Raw genomic sequence first — 19,736 nt, 5'->3', positions numbered from 1 at the left:
TCGACGCCAATTATGCGGCGGCGGGAACCTGCGCGTCAAGAATGGATGGGGAACGCGGCTGTGGGGAGCTTGCGCCCCCGCTTGTCAGCCGCTCCATCGTCAGCGGCGCATCCCAGAAGACCCGAGGGGCGCGGAGAGCCCGTCGATCGCCGCCCATCGCGCCAGACGGTAGCTGCGCGCGCGCCGCGCCGTCACTCCGCCGAGGGCGATCACGGGCACTGGTGAGCGCGCGGCGATCAAGCGCCAGCGCAAGGGGCCGATCGCCTTGCCGCCGGGATGCGAGGCGGTGGGAAACACGGGCGAGAGCAGCACCGCATCCGCCCTGGCGCGGGCCCCCGCCGCCAGTTCGCGCAAGTCGTGCGCGGTCGCCAGCCGCACTCCCGCCATGCCCTTCGCCAGCACCCCCGCAGGGCCATAGGCGCCATCGGCCCCCAGGCGTCTTGCAAGCGCCATGTCTCCCGATACCGCGACGACATGGCCCCGCCGCCGCGCGATGCGCAGCAGCCGGGCAAGCCGCGCGCGGCGCTCGGCCGGGGGCAGATGGTAGTGGCGGAACACCAGCCCGGAGCCGCGCGGAAGGCGGGCCAGCACGGTCTCCAGCACCGCGTCGTTGCGCACGTCGCTGACGAGCCAGAGGAGGGGAAGGGACGGCTGGCGGTTCTTCACGGGGACGCTATAGCAGCGCGCCATGGATCAGCTAGAAGACATCCGCGCCCGCATCGACAAGTCCGCCCGCATCGCCGGGCGCAAGCCCGCAGAGGTCGAACTCGTCGCCGTCTCCAAGACCCACGAGGCTCCCGCCATCGAGCCGCTGCTCGCCGCCGGGCAGCGCGTCTTCGGCGAGAACCGCGTTCAGGAGGCGCAGGCCAAGTGGCCCGCCCTTCGCGAGGCCTATCCGGACGTGAAGCTTCACCTCGTCGGCCAGCTCCAGTCGAACAAGGCCGAGGACGCGGTCGCGTTGTTCGACTGCATCCACTCGCTCGACCGGCCCTCGCTCGTCGCCGCGCTCGGCAAGGCGATGGAAAGGACCGGGCGCCGCGTGCCCTGCTTCATCCAGGTGGACATCGGCGAGGAGGAGCAGAAAGGCGGCTGCCCGATCGGCGAAGTGCCCGCGCTGCTCGCTTCCGCCCGTGAGGCGGGTATCCCCGTCGTCGGCCTGATGTGCGTGCCTCCCGCCGGGATCGAGGCCGCGCCCTTCTTCGCGCTGCTGGCCAAAATCGCGGGCGACAACGGCCTCGACCAGCTCTCGATGGGGATGAGCGAGGATTTCGAGACGGCCGTGCTTCTCGGCGCCACGCATGTGCGGGTGGGCAGCGCGCTGTTCGGCGCGCGGGGCTGATGGAGCCTCGCTCGGAAAAGCAGAAGATGCTGGCGGGCGAGCCCTACCTCGCCTCGTGCCCCGAGATCGTGGCCGACCAGCGCGCCGCCGCCGAATGGATGGCGCGCTACAACCGCACGCTGGACCCGGCGGAGCGCACGCCGCTGCTTCACGAGCGGCTCGCCGCCGTGGGCGAAGGCGCGACGATCCGCCCGCCCTTCCACTGCGACTACGGGTTCAACATCAGCCTTGGATCCGGCGTGTTCCTCAACTTCAACTGCGTCGTGCTCGACGTGGTGGAAGTCTCCATCGGTAACGGTACGCAGATCGGTCCGGGCGTGCAGATCCTGCCCGCCGACCACCCGCGCGATCCGGTCGAGCGCGCGAGCGGCCGGGAATGGGGCCGCCCCGTCCGCATCGGCCGCAATGTCTGGATCGGCGCGGGCGCGCTCGTCCTGCCGGGCGTCACCATCGGCGACGATGCGATCGTCGGCGCGGGCAGCGTGGTGACGCGCGACGTGCCCGCCGGCGCCACGGTCGCGGGCAACCCCGCAAGAGTGCGCTAGGCCGCCGTCAGGCGGCGCGGAAAGCCAGCAGCGACAGGCCGAACCCGGCGAACAGCCCGCCGGTCACGCGGTTGAAGATGCGCTTCACTCTCGCCCGCACGAGATGGCGCGCGAGGGCACGGCCGCCCAGCGCATACATCGTGTACCAGAACCCCTCGATCACCGTGAACACCGCCACGAGCAGGGCGAACTGCGGAAGCTGCGGGCGCGCGGGATCGACGAACTGCGGCAGGAACGCGGCGGCGAAGACGATCGCCTTGGGGTTGCTGATCGAGATCGTGTAACCGCGGCGCAGCAGCCTGAGCGGCGAGATTTCCGGCCGGATCACGGGCGCGGCGCCATCCTCGTCCGCAGCGACCGGCGCGCGCCAGGTCTTCACCGCGATGTAGAGCAGGTAGCCCGCGCCCAGTACGCGCAGCACCGTGAACATGCCGGGCAGCGCATGGAGCAGCGCGCTCAGCCCCACGGCCGAAGCGGCCAGCAGCGTCAGTAGGCCCAGGAGACAGCCCGCCATGACCGCGAACGTGCGCTTCACGCCCAGCTCCACGCTGCTCGCCATGACGTGCAGCATGTTGGGCCCGGGCGTGGCGCTCACCAGGAACACCGCGCCGATGAACAGCCAGAGGGTGTGAAGCGTCACCGGCATGATGCCTCTCGCGTCCTTACTTGGTGTCCAGCTCGTTGCCGGTAAGCGTGACGATGTGGAGCAGGTTGGTCGATCCCGGCACGCCGAACGGCACGCCCGCCAGCGTCACGAGGCGCGAGCCGGCGGCGCCGAACCCGTGGCGAAGGGCCATGCGCTTGCCCTTGGCGATCATCTCCTCGAAGCTGCCGATGTCGCGGGTGGTGACGCAGTGCGTGCCCCACAGCAGCGCCAGGCGCCGCGCGGTCTTCTGCGCGGGGGTGAGCACCAGCATGGGCGCCGCCGGGCGCTCGCGCGCGACCCGGCGGGCCGAGATGCCCGAGCCGGTGAAGACGATGATCCCCTCGATCGTCAGGGTGTCGGCGATCTGCGCGCAGGCTTCCGAAAGCGCGTCGGCGCTCGTCGCGTCGGGCGGGGTGTGGGTGAGGTGGATGCGGTCGCGGTACGTGGCGTCGCCTTCCACTTTCGCGGCGATGCGGTCCATGATCGTCACGGCCTCGACCGGCCACTGCCCCGCCGCCGTCTCGGCCGAGAGCATCACCGCGTCGGCGCCGTCGTAGACCGCGTTGGCGACGTCGGACACTTCGGCGCGGGTGGGCGAGGGGCTGGTGATCATCGATTCGAGCATCTGCGTGGCCACGACCACCGGCTTGCCCAGCGCGCGGGTCTTCGACACGATCAGCTTCTGGATCGGCGGCACTTCCTCGGGCAGCAGTTCGACGCCAAGGTCTCCGCGCGCGACCATGATGCCGTCGGAAAGCTCGATGATCTCGTCCAGGCTCTCGACCGCCGCGGGCTTCTCGATCTTGGCCATGATCGCGCCGTGGCCGCCGGTCAGCCGCCGCGCCTCGGCGACGTCCTCGGGCCGCTGGACGAACGAGAGGCCGATCCAGTCCGCGCCCTGCTCCACCGCGAAGGCGAGATCGCGCCGGTCCTTCTCGGTAAGCGCGGGGACAGGCACGATGGCATCGGGGATGTTCACGCCCTTGCGGTCCGAGATCGGGCCGCCGACTTCGGCGCTGCACAGGATCGAATCGGGTTCCGCGCGGATGACGACGAGGCGCAGCTTGCCGTCGTCGATCAGCAGGCGCTGGCCCTTTGTCAGGATGCCGAAAAGCTCGGGATGGGGCAGGCAGACGCGCTCGTCGGTGCCGGGCGCGGGATCGCGGTCGAGCGTGAAGTGGGCGCCGTGGCGGATGAAGGCCTTGCCTCCCTCGAACGTGCCGACGCGCAGCTTGGGGCCTTGCAGGTCACACAGGATAGCGACCGGGCGCTCCAGGTCCTTTTCCACGGCGCGGATGTTGGCGATCGTCTCGCGGTGAGTCTCGTGGTCGCCGTGGCTCATGTTGACGCGGAAGGCGTCGGCGCCGGCCTTGAGCAGCTTGGCGATGGTTTCCCTGTCCCGGCTGGCCGGGCCGAGCGTGGCCAGGATCTTCACCTTGCGCTGGCGCTTGATGCCGCGATGATGCGGCGAGCGGCGGTAGGGGAGCGTCGAGGAGGAAAGGATGCTGGCCAAGTTGCTGTCTGCCTCTTTCAGGAACGGGGGCTCATATGGCAAAGGCGGCATTACAAACCAAGGACGATTGGCAGAATATGAACGAGAGTGACCGTATTGACTCGCCCGCGGACATCGCCGGGCTGGACGACGCCGCCGCCGCAGCGGCTTTCCGCCGACTGGTGCGCCACCTCCAGCATCGCCACGATGCGCAGAACATCGAGCTGATGGGCCTTGCAGGCTTCTGCCGCAACTGCCTTGCCGACTGGATCCGCGATGCCGGTTTCGCCGGCGACAAGGCCGAGGCGCGCGCGCTCATCCACGGCATGCCTTTTGAGGAATGGAAGGCGAAGTACCAGAGCGAGGCCACGCCCGAACAGCTCGCCCGCATGGAGGAGAGCCTGGCGAAGAACGCCCCGGCGCACTGAAGCGGACGCAAGGCGATCGGCTGCGGCTTGACTTGGATAACCATTTAGGTTATACGCCGCAGCATCGATTGCGATCCTTGGGATCACGATCGAGCAAGCGGCGGGCCGGGAGCGTGTAGCTGACGCTTCCTTCGTTCCCGGCGCGGTCGGCGTTTCGGTCGTGGACACCGGAACAGCCACATCAGGATGCGTGGACGAAGATGAGGGTATGCCCTCAGGGAAGACGGCATGGGATGCGAGCCCTGCCCGTCACCCCCGCGCACCGCACGGGCTCGGCCATCGGGAGTTTTTCATAGCCTCTCCCGGGGCCCTCGGCGACAAAAGGCTTGAACCGGCAGTCCTTGCGTGATGCCCGCAAGGAACCCCAGCGCCGACCGCCTCGCCGTCCGCTGAACTTCTCCCCCGGCGTTACCCCGCACTCGCCAGCGGGCGATAAGGCGTGCCATGATGCATGGCACCGCCCCTCCTTGCCAGAGGCCTGCGCCGCCCGGCCGGAAACAGGGCCGCCCGCGTCAGGGCGTCGCCACTTTCATCAGCACGATGCCCGACAGGATCAGCCCCGCCGCCAGCAGGCGCGCCGGGCTGGCCGCTTCGCCCAGGAACAGGATGCCCGCGACGAAGGCCCCAACCGCGCCGATGCCCGTCCACACCGCATAGGCCGTGCCCAGCGGCAGCACTCGCATTGCCGCGGCGAGCAGGCCGAAGCTGGCGATCATCGCGACCAGCGTCAGCACGCTCGGCCACAGGCGCGTGAAGCCCTGCGACTGCTTCATGGAAAAAGCCCAGACGACTTCGAGCAGGCCGGCGACGAACAGCAGGATCCAGGACAAAAGGTATGCTCCGTGCAGGGAGGAGGGCCTCGGGGCGGGTTCGGCGCCGGGCCGTCCCGGTCTTGAAGCTCCGCACAGAGGAGGCGCGAACGTTGTCGGCAGGCGAACAGCATAGCGGGGCATCGCCGCATCGGCAACCGTGAGGAGGGCGGCACGAGGAGGCCGGCGCGCTCTCCACATGATTTCCACAGCCCCGTGCTTTGCCCGAATCCCTGCGCCTCGCTATCAGCGCCGGCCAACGATTCACGCCTTTCCACCGGAGCACCTGACCCAATGGCCGAAACCACCGACGATCGCCTGCGCCTGCTAATCGAGCGCGTCGAGCGCCTCGAAGAGGAAAAGAAGGGCATCTCGGACGATATCCGCGACGTCTACAACGAAGCCAAGGCGGTCGGCTACGATGTCAAGATCATGCGCCAGATCGTGCGCATCCGTAAGATGAAGCCCGACGACCGCCGCGAAATGGACATGCTGCTCGACACCTACAAGTCGGCGCTCGGCATCGACTGACGGCTCCCGGCGGCGGCGGCTCCCGGGCCCGGTCGCGGTGCTATCCCGCCATCGCCAGGGCCATGCTGGCCGCATTGGCAAGCGCGTGCTGGAGGATCGCTGCGGGCAGGCCGAGGCGCTGGCGGGTGAAGCCGAGCATCGCGGCCGCCCATAGCTGGGGCAGGACCATCGGCAGCGAAAGCGCGGTGGTCGCCGGATAGTTCATCAGGTGGATGGCGGCGAAGAGCACGGCCACCAGCCAGAACACCACCGGATAGGCCTTCCGGTATGCCGCGGGAACCCCGTGCCGCCGCAGCCGCAGCCATCCCGCGAGCGCCGCCGCCGCAAGCGCCAGCAGCGATGCGCCAAGCACCGTCGGCGCCAGCGTCTTTGCCGTCGTTCCCAGCACAAGCAGGACAAGCAGGCAGGCGAGCAGCCACAGAGCGCGGGGCCGTCCGGTCTGCCAGCCCCGGAAGATCGCCTCTTCCACCAACGGCGCGACCAGCACCGTGATCGGCAGCAGCCATCCGCCCGGCAGCTTGCCGAAGGCGTCCGGCAGGGGCAGGCCGAAGTGGCTTTGCCACAAGGCGATGAACGGCAGGATCACCAGCATCATCGCGCCCACGTGCAATGCCAGCAGCACGCCCAATGGTGCCCATGCCTCGCGGCGGAACAGCCCCCAGGGCGCAAGCACGCGCGGGCGGGAAAGAAAGGCCGCCAGTTCCTTCAGGATCGTGCGCGCGGAAGGCGGCGGGGCAAGAGGCGCGGCAAGAGGGGGCGGAGAGAGCGGGGCATCGTGCGGTGTCACCATGGCATCCGTGCTAGCGGCGCGTTCCTTGCCATTTCCTTGCCCGCCATGTCCTTGCGACATATCGCTTCCGGGCCGCCGTGTCGTTCAGCGACCGCGCAGGTGTGTTCCCTGGCAAGTCGGCTCGCCAACGTCATGGGATTTCGCTTTCGTCGTGCTGCGAACTGTCGGTCCCCGCTGGTGGCCCTTGCCCTTGCCCCTGGCCCTGCCCCTGTTGTAAGGCCCGCGCCACTTCATTCATCGAGAGCCCGCCGTGTCCCCAAGCCGGACGCGAGCCGGCGGGCAGGCAGCGAGCGGACAGGTAAGGCACGAGCAATGGCAGGCCATTCCAAATTCAAGAACATCATGCACCGCAAGGGTGCGCAGGACAAGAAGCGCTCGGCGCAGTTCAGCAAGCTCTCCCGCGAAATCACCGTGGCGGCCAAGATGGGCATGCCCGATCCCGACATGAACCCGCGCCTGCGCGCCGCCGTCAACGCGGCGAAGGCGCAGTCGATGCCCAAGGACAATATCCAGCGCGCGATCGACAAGGCGAGCAAGGGCGACGCCGAGAATTACGAGGAAGTGCGCTATGAGGGCTATGGCCCGAGCGGCATCGCCATCATCGTGGAGGCGCTGACCGACAACCGCAACCGCACCGCCACCAACGTGCGCACCGCCTTCGCCAAGAACGGCGGCAACCTGGGCGCGAGCGGCGCGGTCAGCCACGGTTTCGAGCGCCTCGGCCTGATCGAATACCCCGGCAGCGTGGGCGACGAGGACAAGGTCCTCGAGGCGGCGATCGAGGCGGGCGCCGACGATGTCGAGAGCGACATGGGCGATGGCGACGAGAACCCCGGCCTGCACCAGATCTGGGTCTCGGTCGATTCCCTCCACGAAGTGGCGCGCGAACTGGAAAAGACGCTGGGCGAGGCCGAAGGCGTGAAGCTGGCGTGGAAGCCGACCCTCAAGGTCGACGTCGATGCCGACACCGTGGGCACGCTGATGAAGCTGGTCGACACGCTGGAAGACGACGACGACGTGCAAACCGTCTGGGGCAACTACGAGATCTCGGACGAGGTCATGGAGACGCTGGGCTAAGCGCCCGGCATGATCATCCTGGGCATCGACCCCGGCCTCACCTGCACGGGCTGGGGTGTCGTCGCCAAGAGCGGCAGCCGCCTCAGCCACGTGGCCAACGGCCAGATCCGCACCGATGCCAAGGCCGGCATGGCCGAGCGGCTGGTGGAGCTCGACGCGGCGCTGACCGACGTCATCCTCCACCATCGCCCAGATGCGGGCGCGGTGGAGGAAGTTTTCGTCAACGTGAACCCGCAGTCCACGCTCAAGCTGGGGCAGGCAAGGGGCGTGGCGATGCTATCGGTCGCGCGCGGCGGGCTGCAGGTGGCGGAATATTCGACCAAGCTGGTCAAGAAGGCGATCGTCGGCACCGGCCGCGCCGAAAAGGCGCAGGTGCAGGCGATGCTCAAGATCCTGCTGCCCGGCGTGAAGCTGGCGGGAGAGGACGCGGCCGACGCACTGGCCGTGGCGATCACCCACGCCAACATGCTGGGAAGCCACCGCTAGGCTGCATGGACGGACAGTCCGCAAAGGGCTCGTTGCGGTCATTCGCTTGGTCAGCCAACGTTGAACACGTCCAAAGAGATGGGGCCCACGATTGCGACTGCCAATCCGCAACTACCTCGCAACGCCACTGACTATCTTCATTGAGCCGGTGTGCGATCAACATGAGGTTCCAGTGGGAGGCGAAGCGGTTGTAATCCTTGAAGACGGGTACCCGCACTCAATCGACGTTCACCCTGACAACTGGGTTTCCATCTGGAATGACGGACCGGCTTGGGCAACGGTACAGATATTTGACGAACACCAGTTCGCGAAGCCAAAGCGCAAAGTCTAGCAAGGTTAGCGGAACGCCTGCTTTCCACCCATAATTGCCATTAGGAAGCCAAGAGCCGCTCGGCCTAACGGACTGTCCGATGCGCTCGCTGCGCTAAGAAAAGCCGACCACCCGAACACGCCCCTAAGCGGACGTATTGCACTTTAGCGCAGGCCTGCGCCGACCGGCACGACCTGAAGCAGCACTAGCAAGCCGTAACCCACGCACGTCACAGCGACGATGCCGAGCAAAATGGTGAAGTACCAAAACTGGACCGGGTGCTTCCCCCGATACGAGCTCATGAATGATGCGTCCTCACGGCTACGTCTAAAGCGCTTCCACACAGCGGCACCAAGGACCAATCCAACCAGTAGCTGTATCAGAGCTCCCACCATACAGTTGCCCTATCCCAATCGGCAGCTGATTGCGACCATTGGCTATTGTCCGCCCCCACCCATCGCGGTCATCTTTTCCTCTGGCGCGCGGAATCCGTTCCTGCCATAGGAACAAACCATGATCGCCAAGCTGACAGGACTGCTGGATGATACCGGCCCGGATTGGGCCATCATCGACGTCAACGGCGTGGGCTATCTCGTCCATTGTTCGGCGCGCACGCTCGATCATCTGGGCATCCGGGGCGACCGGGTGGTGGTGCACACCGAGATGCAGGTCTCCGAAACCGACCAGCGCCTGATCGGCTTCGCCAGCGGGGCGGAGCGCAACTGGTTCCGGCTGCTGACGGCGGTGCAGGGCGTGGGCTCCAAGGTGGCGCTGGCAATCCTTTCTGCACTGACGACCGAGGAACTCCAGCGCGCCTGCGCGGGCGGCGACAGCGCCATGGTGGCGCGCGCCAACGGCGTCGGCCCCAAGCTGGCGAGCCGCATCGTCAACGAGCTGAAGGACAAGGCGGGCGGCATGCCGACAGCGCCCGGGCTGCCCGGCGCGGTCGCGGCGGTGCCGCCGGGTTCCGCCAGCGCCGACGCCGTCTCGGCACTCCAGAACCTCGGCTTCAAGCCCGCGGTGGCCGCCACGGCGGTGGGCCAAGCGGTCGAGGAACTCGGCGAGGACGCGCCGCTCGGCGATCTCATGCGCGTGGCGCTAAAAAAGGCGGCGGGCTAAGGCATGAAGACCGTGATCGCCATCATGACCGTTTTCGCGGGCGGCGTGCTGCTCGGCGTCGAAATCCGTGACTGGACCGCAAAGGACAGGTGCCTCGACCATGGCGGGGCGTGGGACGCCGAACTGGGCGGGTGCCGTTTCCGATGACCGATAACCCCATCCTCTCTCCCAATCGCCAAACCGAGGACGCCGATGCGGCGCTGCGGCCCAAGATGCTCGACGAGTTCGTCGGGCAGGCGGCAGCGAAGGACAACCTTCGCGTCTTCATCGAATCGGCCCGTTCGCGGCGCGAGGCGATGGACCATGTGCTGTTCTTCGGCCCCCCCGGCCTTGGCAAGACGACGCTGGCGCAGATCGTCGCGCGCGAGCTGGGCGTGGGCTTCCGCGCCACGTCCGGGCCGGTCATCGCCAAGGCGGGCGACCTTGCCGCGCTGCTGACCAATCTGGAGCAGGGCGACGTCCTGTTCATCGACGAGATCCACCGCCTGAATCCCGTGGTCGAGGAAGTGCTCTACCCCGCGATGGAGGACCGCGCGCTCGACCTCATCATCGGTGAGGGGCCCTCGGCACGCTCCGTGCGGATCGACCTGCCGCCGTTCACGCTGGTGGGCGCGACGACGCGGCAGGGCCTGCTGCAGACGCCGCTGCGCGACCGCTTCGGCATTCCCGTGCGCCTGCAGTTCTACACCGTCGAGGAACTGGAAAAGGTCGTCACGCGCGGCGCCGGGCTGCTCGGCATCGGCATGGACCGGGGCGGCGCGACCGAGATCGCGCGGCGCGCGCGCGGCACGCCGCGCGTGGCGGGGCGCCTGATGCGCCGCGTACGCGACTTCGCGCATGTCGCGGGCTCCGATGTGATCACGCGGGAGATCGCGGACGATGCGCTGACCCGGCTGGAAGTGGATTCCATCGGCCTCGACGCGCAGGACCGGCGCTACCTCCGCATGATCGCGGAGATCTACAAAGGCGGACCCGTGGGCGTGGAGACGCTGGCCGCCGGCCTGTCCGAGCCGCGCGACACGATCGAGGAAGTGATCGAGCCCTACCTCATCCAGCTCGGCCTCGTCGCACGGACGGCGCGCGGGCGCTGCCTCAATGACCGGGGCTGGCAGCACCTGGGCATCTCGCCCCCACAGGGGCCGCAAGGCGCGCTTTTCGATTCGGAAGGGTGACGCCCGGCCGGCCGCCGGGGCGGCCGAAAAAACGTCGAGCGCCTTTACACCTGCCGGGGGTGACAGTCCCGTTTCGGCACAGCATCCTTGCAAGGGGCACTTAACAACCGTCTTTCCCGGGTTGGGACGCTGAATTACCGGTTAACGACGTTGTCCCGTCAGCCGGTCTCTGCGTTGTTTCTGCAAGATAGGTCGCGGGTGTCTTCAGGGCGCTCTCCGCAAGGCGGCCGGAAACAAGAGAGAGCACCAGATCATGTCCGTTCGGATGGCCCTTGCGAAACTGTCTGCCTGCGCGGCGGGCTGCGCGATCATCGGCGGGGGCGCGGTCCATGTCGCGGAAACGCAGTCGCGCACGACCGAGTATCGCAAGGTGAAGGTCGCGAAGAAGGCGCAGCCGCCCAAGCGGCCCGCCGCGCGCGTCGTTCGCAAGGAAGAGCCGCGCACCACCCGGCGCGTTCGCAAGATCGTCCGGCGCACCTGCTGCGACCAGCAGATGGCCATGGTGCCGCTGCCGCCCGCCTACATCCCGCCCGCGCCCCCGGCGCCCTATTCGGGCGGCGGAGCGAGCGCGCCGGTGGTGATCGGCGGCGGACCGATCGGCGGCTTCGGCGGGGGCTTCTTCGGAGGGTTCTTCGGCGGCGGCGGTGGTGGAGGCGGCGGCGGCAACGTCGTCATCACCTCGACCACGACAGGCGGCTCCACTTCGAACGGGGAAATCACCTCCACCACGACCACATCCGGCAACGTCTCGACCTCCACCACCTCGGGGAACGTCTCCACGTCCACCACTTCGGGGAACGTGACGAGCACCAGCACGACCTCGGGCAATGTGACGAGCACGTCGGGCAACCTTTCCTCGACCACCACGACCTCGGGCAACGTGTCGACCTCGACCACGTCGGGCAACGTCTCGACGAGCACCTCGTCGTCGTCGTCGACGTCCACTTCCTCCTCGACATCGACTTCCAGCTCGAGTTCGACCTCGACCTCCTCGTCCACTTCCACCTCGGGCGGCGACGAGGAGAACCCGCCCACCAACCCGCCGACCGACGTTCCCGCGCCGCCGATGCTGATCCTGTTCGGCGCCGCCGCGGCCGCTCTCGTCGCGCGCCGCCGCTTCGCCCGGGCCGGGACGGCCTGAGGCGCACCGCATAGAGGCAGGCGCCCGCCCCGGGGGGAGCGGCGCCTGCGGGGGGAAGGGCGGCGCCATGCGTCGCCCTTTTTCGTCGGGTCCGTCGATAGCGAAAAATTCGGGCCCGGAGTTCGCGCCGCCGCGGCCGCAAGCGTTCCCGTGCCTTTCAACGAAAAACCCCGCCCGGCTCGCGCCGGACGGGGTTTTCAAAGCGACCGGCAGAATAGCCGGTGGCGGATCAGGCCGCCAGCTTGCGCAGCACGTACTGCAGGATGCCGCCGTTCATGAAGTACTCGACTTCGTTGGCGGTATCGATGCGGCACAGCGCCGTGAAGGTGAAGGTCGTGCCGTCGGCACGGGTGACCTCGACCTCGACGTCCTGCTGCGGCTTGAGGTTGGCGACGCCCTTGATGGTGAAGCTGCAGTCGCCGTTCAGCGCCAGGCTGTGGCGGCTCTCGCCATCCTTGAACTGCAGCGGCAGCACGCCCATGCCGACCAGGTTCGAGCGGTGGATGCGCTCGAAGCTCTCGACGATGACGGCGCGAACGCCGAGCAGGTTGGTGCCCTTGGCCGCCCAGTCGCGCGAGGAACCGGTGCCGTATTCCTTGCCCGCGACCACCACCATCGGGGTGCCGTCGGCCTTGTGCTTCTGGGCGACGTCGTAGACCGCGCCGACCTCTTCACCGTAGCGGCTCATGCCGCCCTCGATGCCGGGGACCATTTCGTTGCGGATGCGGATGTTGGCGAAGGTGCCGCGCATCATCACGTCGTGGTGGCCACGGCGCGAGCCGTAGGAGTTGAAGTCCGCCTTGGCGACCTGGTGCTCCATCAGCCACTGGCCCGCCGGGCTGTCGGCCTTGATCGAGCCGGCCGGCGAGATGTGGTCGGTGGTGATCGAATCGCCCAGGATGAGGAGCGGCTTGGCCTCGACGATGTCGGCGACGGGAGCCGGGGTCATTTCCATGCCCTCGAAGTACGGCGGGTTGGCGACGTAGGTCGAGCCCGCGCGCCACTGGTAGGTGTCCGAACCCACCACGTTGATCGCCTGCCAGTGCGCGTCGCCCTTGTAGACGTCGGCATAGCGGGCCTGGAACATCGCGCGGTCGACGCAGGCGTTCATCGTCTCGCTGACTTCGAGGTTGGTCGGCCAGATGTCCTTGAGGAACACGTCCGCGCCGTCCTTGCCGGTGCCGATCGGGGTGGTGGTGAAGTCTTCCACCACAGTGCCCTTCAGCGCGTAGGCGACGACGAGCGGCGGCGAGGCCAGGAAGTTGGCGCGCACGTCCGGCGAGACGCGGCCCTCAAAGTTGCGGTTGCCCGAGATGACCGCCGCGGCGACGAGGCCGTTCTCGTTGATCGCCTTGCTGATCGGCTCTGCCAGAGGGCCCGAGTTGCCGATGCAGGTGGTGCAGCCGTAGCCTACGAGGTTGAAGCCGATGTTGTCGAGGTGGCTCTGCAGGCCCGCCTTGTTCAGGTAGTCGGTGACGACCTGCGATCCGGGGGCGAGCGAGGTCTTGACCCAGGGCTTGGGCTTGAGGCCCAGCTCGTCTGCCTTCTTGGCAACGAGGCCGGCGGCGACCAGCACGCCCGGGTTCGAGGTGTTGGTGCAGCTGGTGATCGCCGCGATCATGACGTCGCCGTCACCGATGTCGAAGTCCTTGCCTTCCACGGCGACGCGGGCGGGAGCCTTCTTGTAGGTCGCGGCCATGTCGGCGTTGAACACGTCGTCCACTTCGGGGAGCGAGACCCAGTCCTGCGGGCGCTTGGGGCCGGCGAGCGAGGGGACGACGGTCGACAGGTCGAGCTCGAGCGTGCTCGAGAACACCGGGTCGGCTGCGCCCGGCTCCATCCAGAAGCCCTGTTCCCTGGCATAGGCCTCCACGAGGGCGATCTGCTCTTCCTCGCGGCCGGTGAGACGCAGGTAGTCGAGCGTCTTGTCGTCGATGCCGAAGAAGCCGCAGGTAGCGCCGTATTCGGGCGCCATGTTGGCGAGCGTCGCGCGGTCGGCAAGGCTGAGCGAGGCGAGGCCTGGGCCGTAGTACTCGACGAAGCGGCCGACGACGCCATGCTTGCGCAGCATCGAGGTGCAGGTGAGCACGAGGTCGGTGGCGGTGACGCCTTCCTTCAGCTCGCCCACGAACTTGAAGCCGACGACTTCGGGGATGAGCATGGAAACCGGCTGGCCGAGCATCGCGGCCTCGGCCTCGATACCGCCCACGCCCCAGCCCAGAACGCCCAGGCCGTTGACCATCGTGGTGTGGCTGTCGGTGCCGACGCAGGTGTCGGGATAGGCGACCAGTTCACCGTTCTGGTCTTCGCTCGACCACACGGTCTTGGCGATGTTCTCGAGGTTGACCTGGTGGCAGATGCCGGTGCCCGGGGGCACGGCGTAGAAGTTGGCGAGCGACTTGGAACCCCACTTGAGGAAGTCGTAGCGCTCCATGTTGCGCTGGTACTCGATCTCCATGTTCTCTTCGAACGCCTTGGGGTGTCCGAACTCGTCCACCATGACCGAGTGGTCGATGACGAGGTTCACGGGGACCAGCGGGTTGATCTTGCTGGTGTCGCCGCCGAGCTTGGCGATGGCATCGCGCATGGCGGCCAGGTCGACCACGCAGGGCACGCCGGTGAAGTCCTGCAGCAGCACGCGCGCGGGGCGGTACTGGATTTCAGCGCCGGTCTTGGGGTTCTGCTGCCAATCGACGATCGCCTTGATGTCGTTGGTGGAGACGGTGAAACCGCCGTCCTCGAAGCGCAGGAGGTTTTCGAGGAGGACCTTCATCGAGAAGGGCAGGCGGCTGACGTCGCCGATCTTCTCCGAGGCTTTCTTGAGCGAGTAGTAGGCGACGTTCCTGCCGCCGACGGTCATGGTGCTGCGGGTGCCGAGCGAGTCCTGTCCGACCTGAGTCATATTGGGTCTAATCCCCTTCTGTGATGCCTCTCGCGGGCTGCCTCGCGGCGCTCCTTTACCGTGTTGCAGTGCGACAGGCGGATTCGTCGCGCCGCCGATGCGCGCTTGGGGGGCGAACGTCAAGGGGGCGGGGGCTGGACTTAAATGTCGATTTGTGTCTTGCGCGTGCCGATCCAGCAACCCAGCACGATCAGCGCGGCCCCCGCGACCACTCCCTTGCCGGGCTGCTCGCCGAAGATCAGCCAGCCCATCAGGGCCGCCCAGAGGAAGCCGGTGTACTCGACCGGGACCAGCACCTGCGCCTCCGCGCGCGCATAGCCCCACGACAGGAACAGCAGCGCCGCCGTCGCCAGCACCGCGCCCGCCGCGATCCAGCCCAGCGTCTGCGCATCGGGCATCGTCCAGTAGAGCGGTGAGAGGACGAGGAAGATCAGCGCCACGTTGAGGTTCTGGAAAAGGGCGATCTCCACCGGGCCCGCCAGCATCGCCTGCCGCCGCTGGAGCACGAGGTTGAGCGCGTAGAACACGGCCGAAAGGACGATGGCCGCCGTGCCTTCGATGGCATCGGGCCCGTATTCTCCCGCTCCGAAGCGGTCGGCGCCGATCACCAGCATGCCCGCCAGCCCCAGCAGCGCGGCGAGCACCGCCCGGGGCCGGATCGTCTCGCCCAGCATGAGCGCCGCAAGATAGAGCGCGATGATCGGCGCGAAGAACGAGATCGCCATGCCCTCGGCCATGGGAATGCGCACAAGGCCGTGGAAGAACAGCGCGGCCATGATCGCGGTGATGGCCGAACGCTGGAAATGCAGCTTCGCGACAGCAGGCGTGGGCACCGGGCGTCCGGCCACGAGCCACAGCGGAAAGGTGATGGCGGTGGCGAACAGGTTGCGCAGCAGTAGCGCGCTCGCCACCCCGACGCCGAGCGCCGCCGCCTTCATCGCCGCGTCCATCACGCTGAAGGCAGCGATGCCCGCGATTACCGAAAGCACCGGCAGCAGCGGGGAGGAGGGACGGTCTAGAGACGCTGGCATGATGGCCCGAGCCTCTCGCCCGGCGCAAGGTTGTGCGCAAGCAATTCATGCCTGCGACAGGTGCCGTCCTTGAAGATGGGCGCGTAAAAGGGCACATCGGGGCGCACGCGGGCAACTTTCGCCCGCCCCCCGCACTTCCATTCCCAGGGCAGTGAAGCCCGGGCATCCATTCGGCAGGTTTCAAGGACTTATGGTGAGTTTCAAGCGGTTCGGTCCGGGCGTCGTCTCAGCGCTGACGATCCTCTCGTTGGGCGCGCAGGGCGCGCAGGCCCAGAAGATCAAGGCCGAGCCCGAGGATCTGCTGCCCCCCGCCGCGTCCCCGCCGGTCGCATCGCCTTCCTCACCCGCCCGCTCGCAGCCCACTCCGCGCGCTCCTTTCGGCACGCGCATGCCAGCGCCTGCGGTGCCGGCTTCGGCGGCGGTGGACGCCTCAGCGACTTCCACGCCGGTGGTGCAGGACGTCGTCGTCGCCGAGCCCGTCATGCCCTGGACGCTGGCGGATGCGCAGGCGCTGCTCAAGACCGTCGAGTACATCGGCAAGGAAGGCCTGCTTCCGGGAGACTATCAGCCCACCGCGCTCAAGACCGCGATCGCGGCCGGCGAGGGCGATGCGCTGGATGCGCTGGCGAGCCGCGTGTTCGGCTGGCTGATCGAGGACCTGCGCGATGGCCGCACGCCGATGACTGCGCGCGTGCAGTGGTTTGCGGTCGATCCCGACCAGGACGTGATGCCCACCGCCGAAATCATGGCGCAGGCGCTTTCCGATCATGACGTGGCCGGCGTGGTCGCCAAGCTTGCGCCGACGCACCCGGACTATGCCGCGCTCAAGACCGAACTCAACGCGACGCCCATGGCGAACAAGGCGCGCCGCGCGCTGATCCAGGCCAACATGGATCGCTGGCGCTGGCTCGCCCGCGATCTCGGCACGGTCTACCTCATGACCAACGTGCCCGAATTCCAGCTGCGCCTTGTGGTGAAGGACAAGATCCTGCGCACTTACAAGACGGTGGTCGGCAAGCCCGGCCGCACCGCCACGCCGCAGCTGGCCGAAACGGTGAGCGCGGTCGTGTTCAACCCGACCTGGACGGTGCCGCAGTCCATCGTCAAGGGCGAGGGGCTGGGCGCCAAGGTGCTCAACAACCCGCGCTGGGCCGCCGCCAACCACTACAAGGGCTACAAGAACGAGAACGGGACGATCACGGTCGTCCAGCAGCCCGGGCCCACCAACGCGCTGGGCCTCATGAAGATCGACATGCCCAACCCCCATGCGATCTACCTGCACGACACGCCCGCCAAGCAGTACTTCAATTCCGAGGTGCGCGCCTTCAGCCACGGCTGCATCCGCACCGAGCGGGCGGTGGAACTGGGCATGACGATGGCGATCCTGGGCGCGCAGATGCCCGCTTCCGAGGCGGCGGAACTGTCGCGCGCGGGCAAGTACAAGAAAGTGGAGATGACCCGGACCTTCCCGGTCTATCTCACCTACTTCACCTTCGCCCGCTCCATCGACGGAACGCTGCAGTCCTTCAACGACCTCTACGGCCGCGACGCGCCGGTCCTCGCCAGCTTCAAGGCCGCGCGCGAGCTCAAGACCACCCAGCGCAAGAGCGAAGAGGAAGTGATCCAGCTGGACAACCCGCTCTAACGCGGCAGCGATCGAAAGCGCTCTCCCCCTTGCGGCGCATGGGCTCCTCGCCCAAGTGATCGCAAGGCAAGGAGAGCACGATGACCGACCCCGAGACCGACCGCATCGAAGCTGCCGCAGCGCGCATCGTCGATCTCGAGGCGGAGCTGGAGGCCGCCGGCACCACCACCCGGGATGAAAAGGCGCTGCAGCGGGTCCGCGCGCTCCTTCACGAATGGGTCGATACCGTCACTGCCGTCGTCGCCACGCCGGGCGTCGGACGCGTGGTGCTGATCCACGGGAACGGCAGCGAATCGCGCATCGCTTCGCCCGAACTGCCGTTCAGGTTGGCCGTGCCTGTGACGTTCGGGGACGCGGCGGAGCATTAAGCCCCGCGCCGTTTTCAGAACCGGTGGAGCACGTCGAGGAATTCCTCGCCGTAGGCTTCCAGCTTGCGCGTGCCGACGCCGCCGATGCGGCCCAGCTCGACCAGTGTCGAGGGGCGTTCGCTCGCCATTTCGCGCAAGGTGGAGTCGTGGAAGATCACGTAGGGCGGGACGCCCGCGTCCTGCGCCAGGTCGCGGCGCAGTTCGCGCAGGGCCTCGAACAGCGGATCGTCCACCGGGTTGGCGGCGTTGTCGCTGCCGCGCTGGCGTCGCCTGCGTTCGGGCTTGGGCGGGATGGCGATGACGACGCTGGCTTCCCCTTTCAGGATCGCGCGGGCATCGCCGCCCAGCGCCAGGCCGCCATGCTCGGTCGGCACCAGGCTGCCGCGGGCCTGAAGCGCGCGCGCCAGCCCTTTGAGCAGCGGCTTCTCCTGCTCGTCCAGGATCCCGAACACGGAAAGACGATCGTGCCCGCGCTGTTGGATGCGCTCGTCCGATAGCCCCGCCAGCACCTTTTCCAGATGCCCCAGGCCATAGGACTGCCCGGTGCGGTAGACGGCCGAAAGCAGCTTGCGGGCAAGGTCCGTGACATCGACCACGCCCACGGGATTGAGGCAGTTGTCGCAGTTGCCGCAGGTTTCGGCGGGCTGTTCGCCGAAGTGGCGCAGAAGCACGGCGCGGCGGCAGCCTGCCGTCTCCACCAGCCCTGCCAGCGCATCGAGCCGCTGGCGCTCGCTCTGCTGTCGCCCCGGCTCGATTTCGGACAGGCGCTGGCGGGCCCGCGCGAAATCGTCCGCCCCCCAGAACATCACCGCCACCGAAGGATCGCCGTCGCGCCCGGCGCGGCCGGTTTCCTGGTAGTAGGCCTCGATCGACTTGGGGATGCCCGCATGGGCGACGAAGCGCACGTCCGGCTTGTCGATCCCCATGCCGAAGGCGACCGTGGCCACCATCACCATGTCCTCGGACGCCACGAAGGCCGCCTGGTTGCGCGCGCGCACTTCGGGATCGAGCCCGGCATGGTAGGGCAGGACGCGGCGCCCGGTGGCGGAGGCCAGGGTTTCCGCCAGTTGCTCCACGCGCGCGCGGGTGGGGGCGTAGACGATGCCGGGGCCGGGGTTCTCGTCCACCACCGCCTTGATCTGGCGGCCCACGTTTTCGCGCGGGCGGATGGTGTAGCGGATGTTCGGCCGGTCGAACCCGGCGACGATCAGGCCTTCTTCCGGGATGCCGAGCTGGGCGAGGATGTCGGCGCGGGTGTGATGGTCTGCGGTCGCCGTCAGCGCCAGGCGCGGCACTTGCGGGAAGGCATCGAGGAGTGGGCGCAGCAGGCGGTAGTCGGGCCGGAAGTCATGGCCCCATTCGGAGACGCAGTGCGCCTCGTCGATGGCGAACAGGCCGACGCGCGCGGATTGCAGCAGGTCGCGGAAGTAGGGCTGGCTCGCGCGTTCGGGCGCGATGTAGAGCAGGTCCAGGTGGCCTGCGCGGAAGGCGTCCATGGTCTGCCCGCGATCGGCGTCGGCGCTGGTGAGCGTGGCCGCGCGGATGCCGTTGGCGCGGGCGGAGCGCAGCTGGTCGTGCATCAGCGCGATCAGGGGAGAGACGACGACGCAGGTGCCCTCCAGAAGGACGGCGGGAAGCTGGTAGGTGAGCGACTTGCCCGCGCCCGTGGGCATGACCGCCAGCGTCGAGCGGCCGTGCAGGACGCGGTCCACCACCTGGTCCTGCACGCCCCTGAAGCCCGAGAAGCCGAAGACGTCGTGCAGCGCCTTCGCCACCGCATCCTCGGACGGAGGCGGCATGGGCGTCCAGTCCACATGCGGGGCGTGTATGTCCATCATGTCGGCGTCGGGTTCGCCGTAGAAGGTCGTCTCGAAAGGCCAGTCGTCGTCGTTCACGGCGGCGACT

At 68.0% G+C, this 19,736-nt stretch carries 21 protein-coding genes; 12 read left to right on the top strand and 9 right to left on the bottom strand.

Features of this window, described 5'->3' with window-relative positions:
- Positions 1-99 precede the first annotated feature (99 nt).
- Complete coding sequence (locus GR702_RS00605; protein WP_160984017.1) at positions 100-690, bottom strand: thiamine phosphate synthase; 591 nt, start codon at positions 688-690, stop codon at positions 100-102.
- On the opposite strand from GR702_RS00605, the gene GR702_RS00600 reads away from it, so the two are divergent.
- Both GR702_RS00600 and GR702_RS00595 read left to right on the top strand, forming a co-directional pair.
- On the top strand, positions 689-1,339 hold the full coding sequence (locus GR702_RS00600; RefSeq protein ID WP_160984016.1) for a YggS family pyridoxal phosphate-dependent enzyme: 651 nt from the start codon (positions 689-691) through the stop codon (positions 1,337-1,339). The two genes, GR702_RS00605 and GR702_RS00600, sit on opposite strands and share 2 nt — an antisense overlap.
- Entirely contained in the window at positions 1,339-1,884 is a 546-nt protein-coding gene (locus GR702_RS00595) for a sugar O-acetyltransferase (protein WP_160984015.1), read from the top strand. Before GR702_RS00600 ends, GR702_RS00595 begins: the two co-directional genes overlap by 1 nt.
- 7 nt (positions 1,885-1,891) lie before the next feature.
- Here the strand turns inward: GR702_RS00595 and GR702_RS00590 are convergent, their stop codons facing one another.
- Positions 1,892-2,524 (bottom strand): LysE family transporter, encoded by a 633-nt coding sequence (locus GR702_RS00590; RefSeq protein WP_160984423.1) that lies wholly within the window; start codon positions 2,522-2,524, stop codon positions 1,892-1,894.
- 22 nt (positions 2,525-2,546) lie between these two features.
- Positions 2,547-4,034 carry a pyruvate kinase gene (gene pyk / locus GR702_RS00585; RefSeq protein ID WP_160984422.1) on the bottom strand — a complete coding sequence of 496 codons (1,488 nt, stop codon included), beginning with the start codon at positions 4,032-4,034 and terminating at the stop codon, positions 2,547-2,549.
- 86 nt (positions 4,035-4,120) lie between these two features.
- Here pyk and GR702_RS00580 point away from each other — a divergent pair, with 86 nt between their 5' ends.
- The gene (locus GR702_RS00580) at positions 4,121-4,450 is read left to right on the top strand and encodes a DUF1244 domain-containing protein (RefSeq protein ID WP_160984014.1); all 330 of its coding nucleotides are present in this window, start codon (positions 4,121-4,123) and stop codon (positions 4,448-4,450) included.
- A 512-nt stretch (positions 4,451-4,962) separates the two neighbouring features.
- Here GR702_RS00580 and sugE read toward each other — a convergent pair.
- On the bottom strand, positions 4,963-5,280 hold the full coding sequence (gene sugE / locus GR702_RS00575) for a quaternary ammonium compound efflux SMR transporter SugE (RefSeq protein ID WP_160984013.1): 318 nt from the start codon (positions 5,278-5,280) through the stop codon (positions 4,963-4,965).
- Between the two features lie 273 nt (positions 5,281-5,553).
- Between sugE and GR702_RS00570 the strand changes: the two genes are divergently transcribed.
- Positions 5,554-5,790 (top strand): DUF2312 domain-containing protein, encoded by a 237-nt coding sequence (locus GR702_RS00570; protein WP_007679276.1) that lies wholly within the window; start codon positions 5,554-5,556, stop codon positions 5,788-5,790.
- Positions 5,791-5,830: 40 nt separating this feature from the next.
- Here GR702_RS00570 and GR702_RS00565 read toward each other — a convergent pair whose 3' ends face one another.
- On the bottom strand, positions 5,831-6,580 hold the full coding sequence (locus tag GR702_RS00565) for a CPBP family glutamic-type intramembrane protease (RefSeq protein ID WP_160984012.1): 750 nt from the start codon (positions 6,578-6,580) through the stop codon (positions 5,831-5,833).
- A 312-nt stretch (positions 6,581-6,892) separates the two neighbouring features.
- On the opposite strand from GR702_RS00565, the gene GR702_RS00560 reads away from it, so the two are divergent.
- Positions 6,893-7,657 carry a YebC/PmpR family DNA-binding transcriptional regulator gene (locus tag GR702_RS00560; RefSeq protein ID WP_160984011.1) on the top strand — a complete coding sequence of 255 codons (765 nt, stop codon included), beginning with the start codon at positions 6,893-6,895 and terminating at the stop codon, positions 7,655-7,657.
- A gap of 9 nt (positions 7,658-7,666) precedes the next feature.
- Positions 7,667-8,143, top strand: coding sequence for a crossover junction endodeoxyribonuclease RuvC (gene ruvC, locus GR702_RS00555; protein WP_160984010.1), 477 nt, complete (start codon positions 7,667-7,669; stop codon positions 8,141-8,143).
- Between the two features lie 474 nt (positions 8,144-8,617).
- Here ruvC and GR702_RS00550 read toward each other — a convergent pair whose 3' ends face one another.
- The gene (locus tag GR702_RS00550) at positions 8,618-8,755 is read right to left on the bottom strand and encodes a hypothetical protein (RefSeq protein ID WP_160984009.1); all 138 of its coding nucleotides are present in this window, start codon (positions 8,753-8,755) and stop codon (positions 8,618-8,620) included.
- 211 nt (positions 8,756-8,966) lie between these two features.
- Between GR702_RS00550 and ruvA the strand changes: the two genes are divergently transcribed.
- From ruvA to GR702_RS00530, 4 genes are all read left to right on the top strand, one after another.
- Positions 8,967-9,572, top strand: a complete 606-nt coding sequence (gene ruvA / locus GR702_RS00545) for a Holliday junction branch migration protein RuvA (RefSeq protein ID WP_160984008.1) — start codon at positions 8,967-8,969, stop codon at positions 9,570-9,572.
- Between the two features lie 3 nt (positions 9,573-9,575).
- The gene (locus GR702_RS00540) at positions 9,576-9,719 is read left to right on the top strand and encodes a hypothetical protein (protein ID WP_160984007.1); all 144 of its coding nucleotides are present in this window, start codon (positions 9,576-9,578) and stop codon (positions 9,717-9,719) included.
- Positions 9,716-10,744 carry a Holliday junction branch migration DNA helicase RuvB gene (gene ruvB, locus GR702_RS00535; protein ID WP_160984006.1) on the top strand — a complete coding sequence of 343 codons (1,029 nt, stop codon included), beginning with the start codon at positions 9,716-9,718 and terminating at the stop codon, positions 10,742-10,744. Before GR702_RS00540 ends, ruvB begins: the two co-directional genes overlap by 4 nt.
- Before the next feature lie 253 nt (positions 10,745-10,997).
- A complete protein-coding gene (locus tag GR702_RS00530) occupies positions 10,998-11,885 on the top strand; it encodes a PEP-CTERM sorting domain-containing protein (RefSeq protein ID WP_160984005.1) in 888 nt (295 codons plus the stop codon).
- A gap of 229 nt (positions 11,886-12,114) precedes the next feature.
- On the opposite strand, the gene acnA is transcribed toward GR702_RS00530, so the two are convergent.
- Together acnA and GR702_RS00520 are read right to left on the bottom strand one after the other, a co-directional pair.
- Complete coding sequence (gene acnA / locus GR702_RS00525; RefSeq protein WP_160984004.1) at positions 12,115-14,787, bottom strand: aconitate hydratase AcnA; 2,673 nt, start codon at positions 14,785-14,787, stop codon at positions 12,115-12,117.
- 140 nt (positions 14,788-14,927) lie between these two features.
- Positions 14,928-15,818 (bottom strand): DMT family transporter, encoded by an 891-nt coding sequence (locus GR702_RS00520; protein WP_160984003.1) that lies wholly within the window; start codon positions 15,816-15,818, stop codon positions 14,928-14,930.
- Positions 15,819-16,008: 190 nt separating this feature from the next.
- Here GR702_RS00520 and GR702_RS00515 point away from each other — a divergent pair, with 190 nt between their 5' ends.
- Both GR702_RS00515 and GR702_RS00510 read left to right on the top strand, forming a co-directional pair.
- Positions 16,009-17,463: a L,D-transpeptidase family protein gene (locus GR702_RS00515; protein ID WP_160984002.1), complete on the top strand. Its 1,455-nt coding sequence runs from the start codon at positions 16,009-16,011 to the stop codon at positions 17,461-17,463.
- A gap of 80 nt (positions 17,464-17,543) precedes the next feature.
- On the top strand, positions 17,544-17,831 hold the full coding sequence (locus tag GR702_RS00510) for a hypothetical protein (protein ID WP_160984001.1): 288 nt from the start codon (positions 17,544-17,546) through the stop codon (positions 17,829-17,831).
- A gap of 14 nt (positions 17,832-17,845) precedes the next feature.
- Here the strand turns inward: GR702_RS00510 and recQ are convergent, their stop codons facing one another.
- Positions 17,846-19,726 carry a DNA helicase RecQ gene (gene recQ, locus GR702_RS00505; protein WP_337192481.1) on the bottom strand — a complete coding sequence of 627 codons (1,881 nt, stop codon included), beginning with the start codon at positions 19,724-19,726 and terminating at the stop codon, positions 17,846-17,848.
- Between the last annotated feature and the right edge of the window lie 10 nt (positions 19,727-19,736).

This window comes from Novosphingobium silvae, assembly GCF_009856825.1.
GTDB lineage: Bacteria > Pseudomonadota > Alphaproteobacteria > Sphingomonadales > Sphingomonadaceae > Novosphingobium > Novosphingobium silvae.
This window is presented reverse-complemented; position numbering and strand designations above follow the sequence as displayed.

Excerpts from the sequence above, each read along its gene's own strand:
- GR702_RS00600 (WP_160984016.1), top strand. The coding sequence starts at position 689 with ATGGATCAGCTAGAAGACATCCGCGCCCGCATCGACAAGTCCGCCCGC.
- GR702_RS00605 (WP_160984017.1), bottom strand. The coding sequence starts at position 690 with ATGGCGCGCTGCTATAGCGTCCCCGTGAAGAACCGCCAGCCGTCCCTT.
- GR702_RS00595 (WP_160984015.1), top strand. The coding sequence starts at position 1,339 with ATGGAGCCTCGCTCGGAAAAGCAGAAGATGCTGGCGGGCGAGCCCTAC.
- GR702_RS00580 (WP_160984014.1), top strand. The coding sequence starts at position 4,121 with ATGAACGAGAGTGACCGTATTGACTCGCCCGCGGACATCGCCGGGCTG.
- GR702_RS00570 (WP_007679276.1), top strand. The coding sequence starts at position 5,554 with ATGGCCGAAACCACCGACGATCGCCTGCGCCTGCTAATCGAGCGCGTC.
- GR702_RS00565 (WP_160984012.1), bottom strand. The coding sequence starts at position 6,580 with ATGGTGACACCGCACGATGCCCCGCTCTCTCCGCCCCCTCTTGCCGCG.
- GR702_RS00560 (WP_160984011.1), top strand. The coding sequence starts at position 6,893 with ATGGCAGGCCATTCCAAATTCAAGAACATCATGCACCGCAAGGGTGCG.
- ruvC (WP_160984010.1), top strand. The coding sequence starts at position 7,667 with ATGATCATCCTGGGCATCGACCCCGGCCTCACCTGCACGGGCTGGGGT.
- GR702_RS00550 (WP_160984009.1), bottom strand. The coding sequence starts at position 8,755 with ATGAGCTCGTATCGGGGGAAGCACCCGGTCCAGTTTTGGTACTTCACC.
- ruvA (WP_160984008.1), top strand. The coding sequence starts at position 8,967 with ATGATCGCCAAGCTGACAGGACTGCTGGATGATACCGGCCCGGATTGG.
- GR702_RS00540 (WP_160984007.1), top strand. The coding sequence starts at position 9,576 with ATGAAGACCGTGATCGCCATCATGACCGTTTTCGCGGGCGGCGTGCTG.
- ruvB (WP_160984006.1), top strand. The coding sequence starts at position 9,716 with ATGACCGATAACCCCATCCTCTCTCCCAATCGCCAAACCGAGGACGCC.
- GR702_RS00530 (WP_160984005.1), top strand. The coding sequence starts at position 10,998 with ATGTCCGTTCGGATGGCCCTTGCGAAACTGTCTGCCTGCGCGGCGGGC.
- acnA (WP_160984004.1), bottom strand. The coding sequence starts at position 14,787 with ATGACTCAGGTCGGACAGGACTCGCTCGGCACCCGCAGCACCATGACC.
- GR702_RS00520 (WP_160984003.1), bottom strand. The coding sequence starts at position 15,818 with ATGCCAGCGTCTCTAGACCGTCCCTCCTCCCCGCTGCTGCCGGTGCTT.
- GR702_RS00515 (WP_160984002.1), top strand. The coding sequence starts at position 16,009 with ATGGTGAGTTTCAAGCGGTTCGGTCCGGGCGTCGTCTCAGCGCTGACG.
- GR702_RS00510 (WP_160984001.1), top strand. The coding sequence starts at position 17,544 with ATGACCGACCCCGAGACCGACCGCATCGAAGCTGCCGCAGCGCGCATC.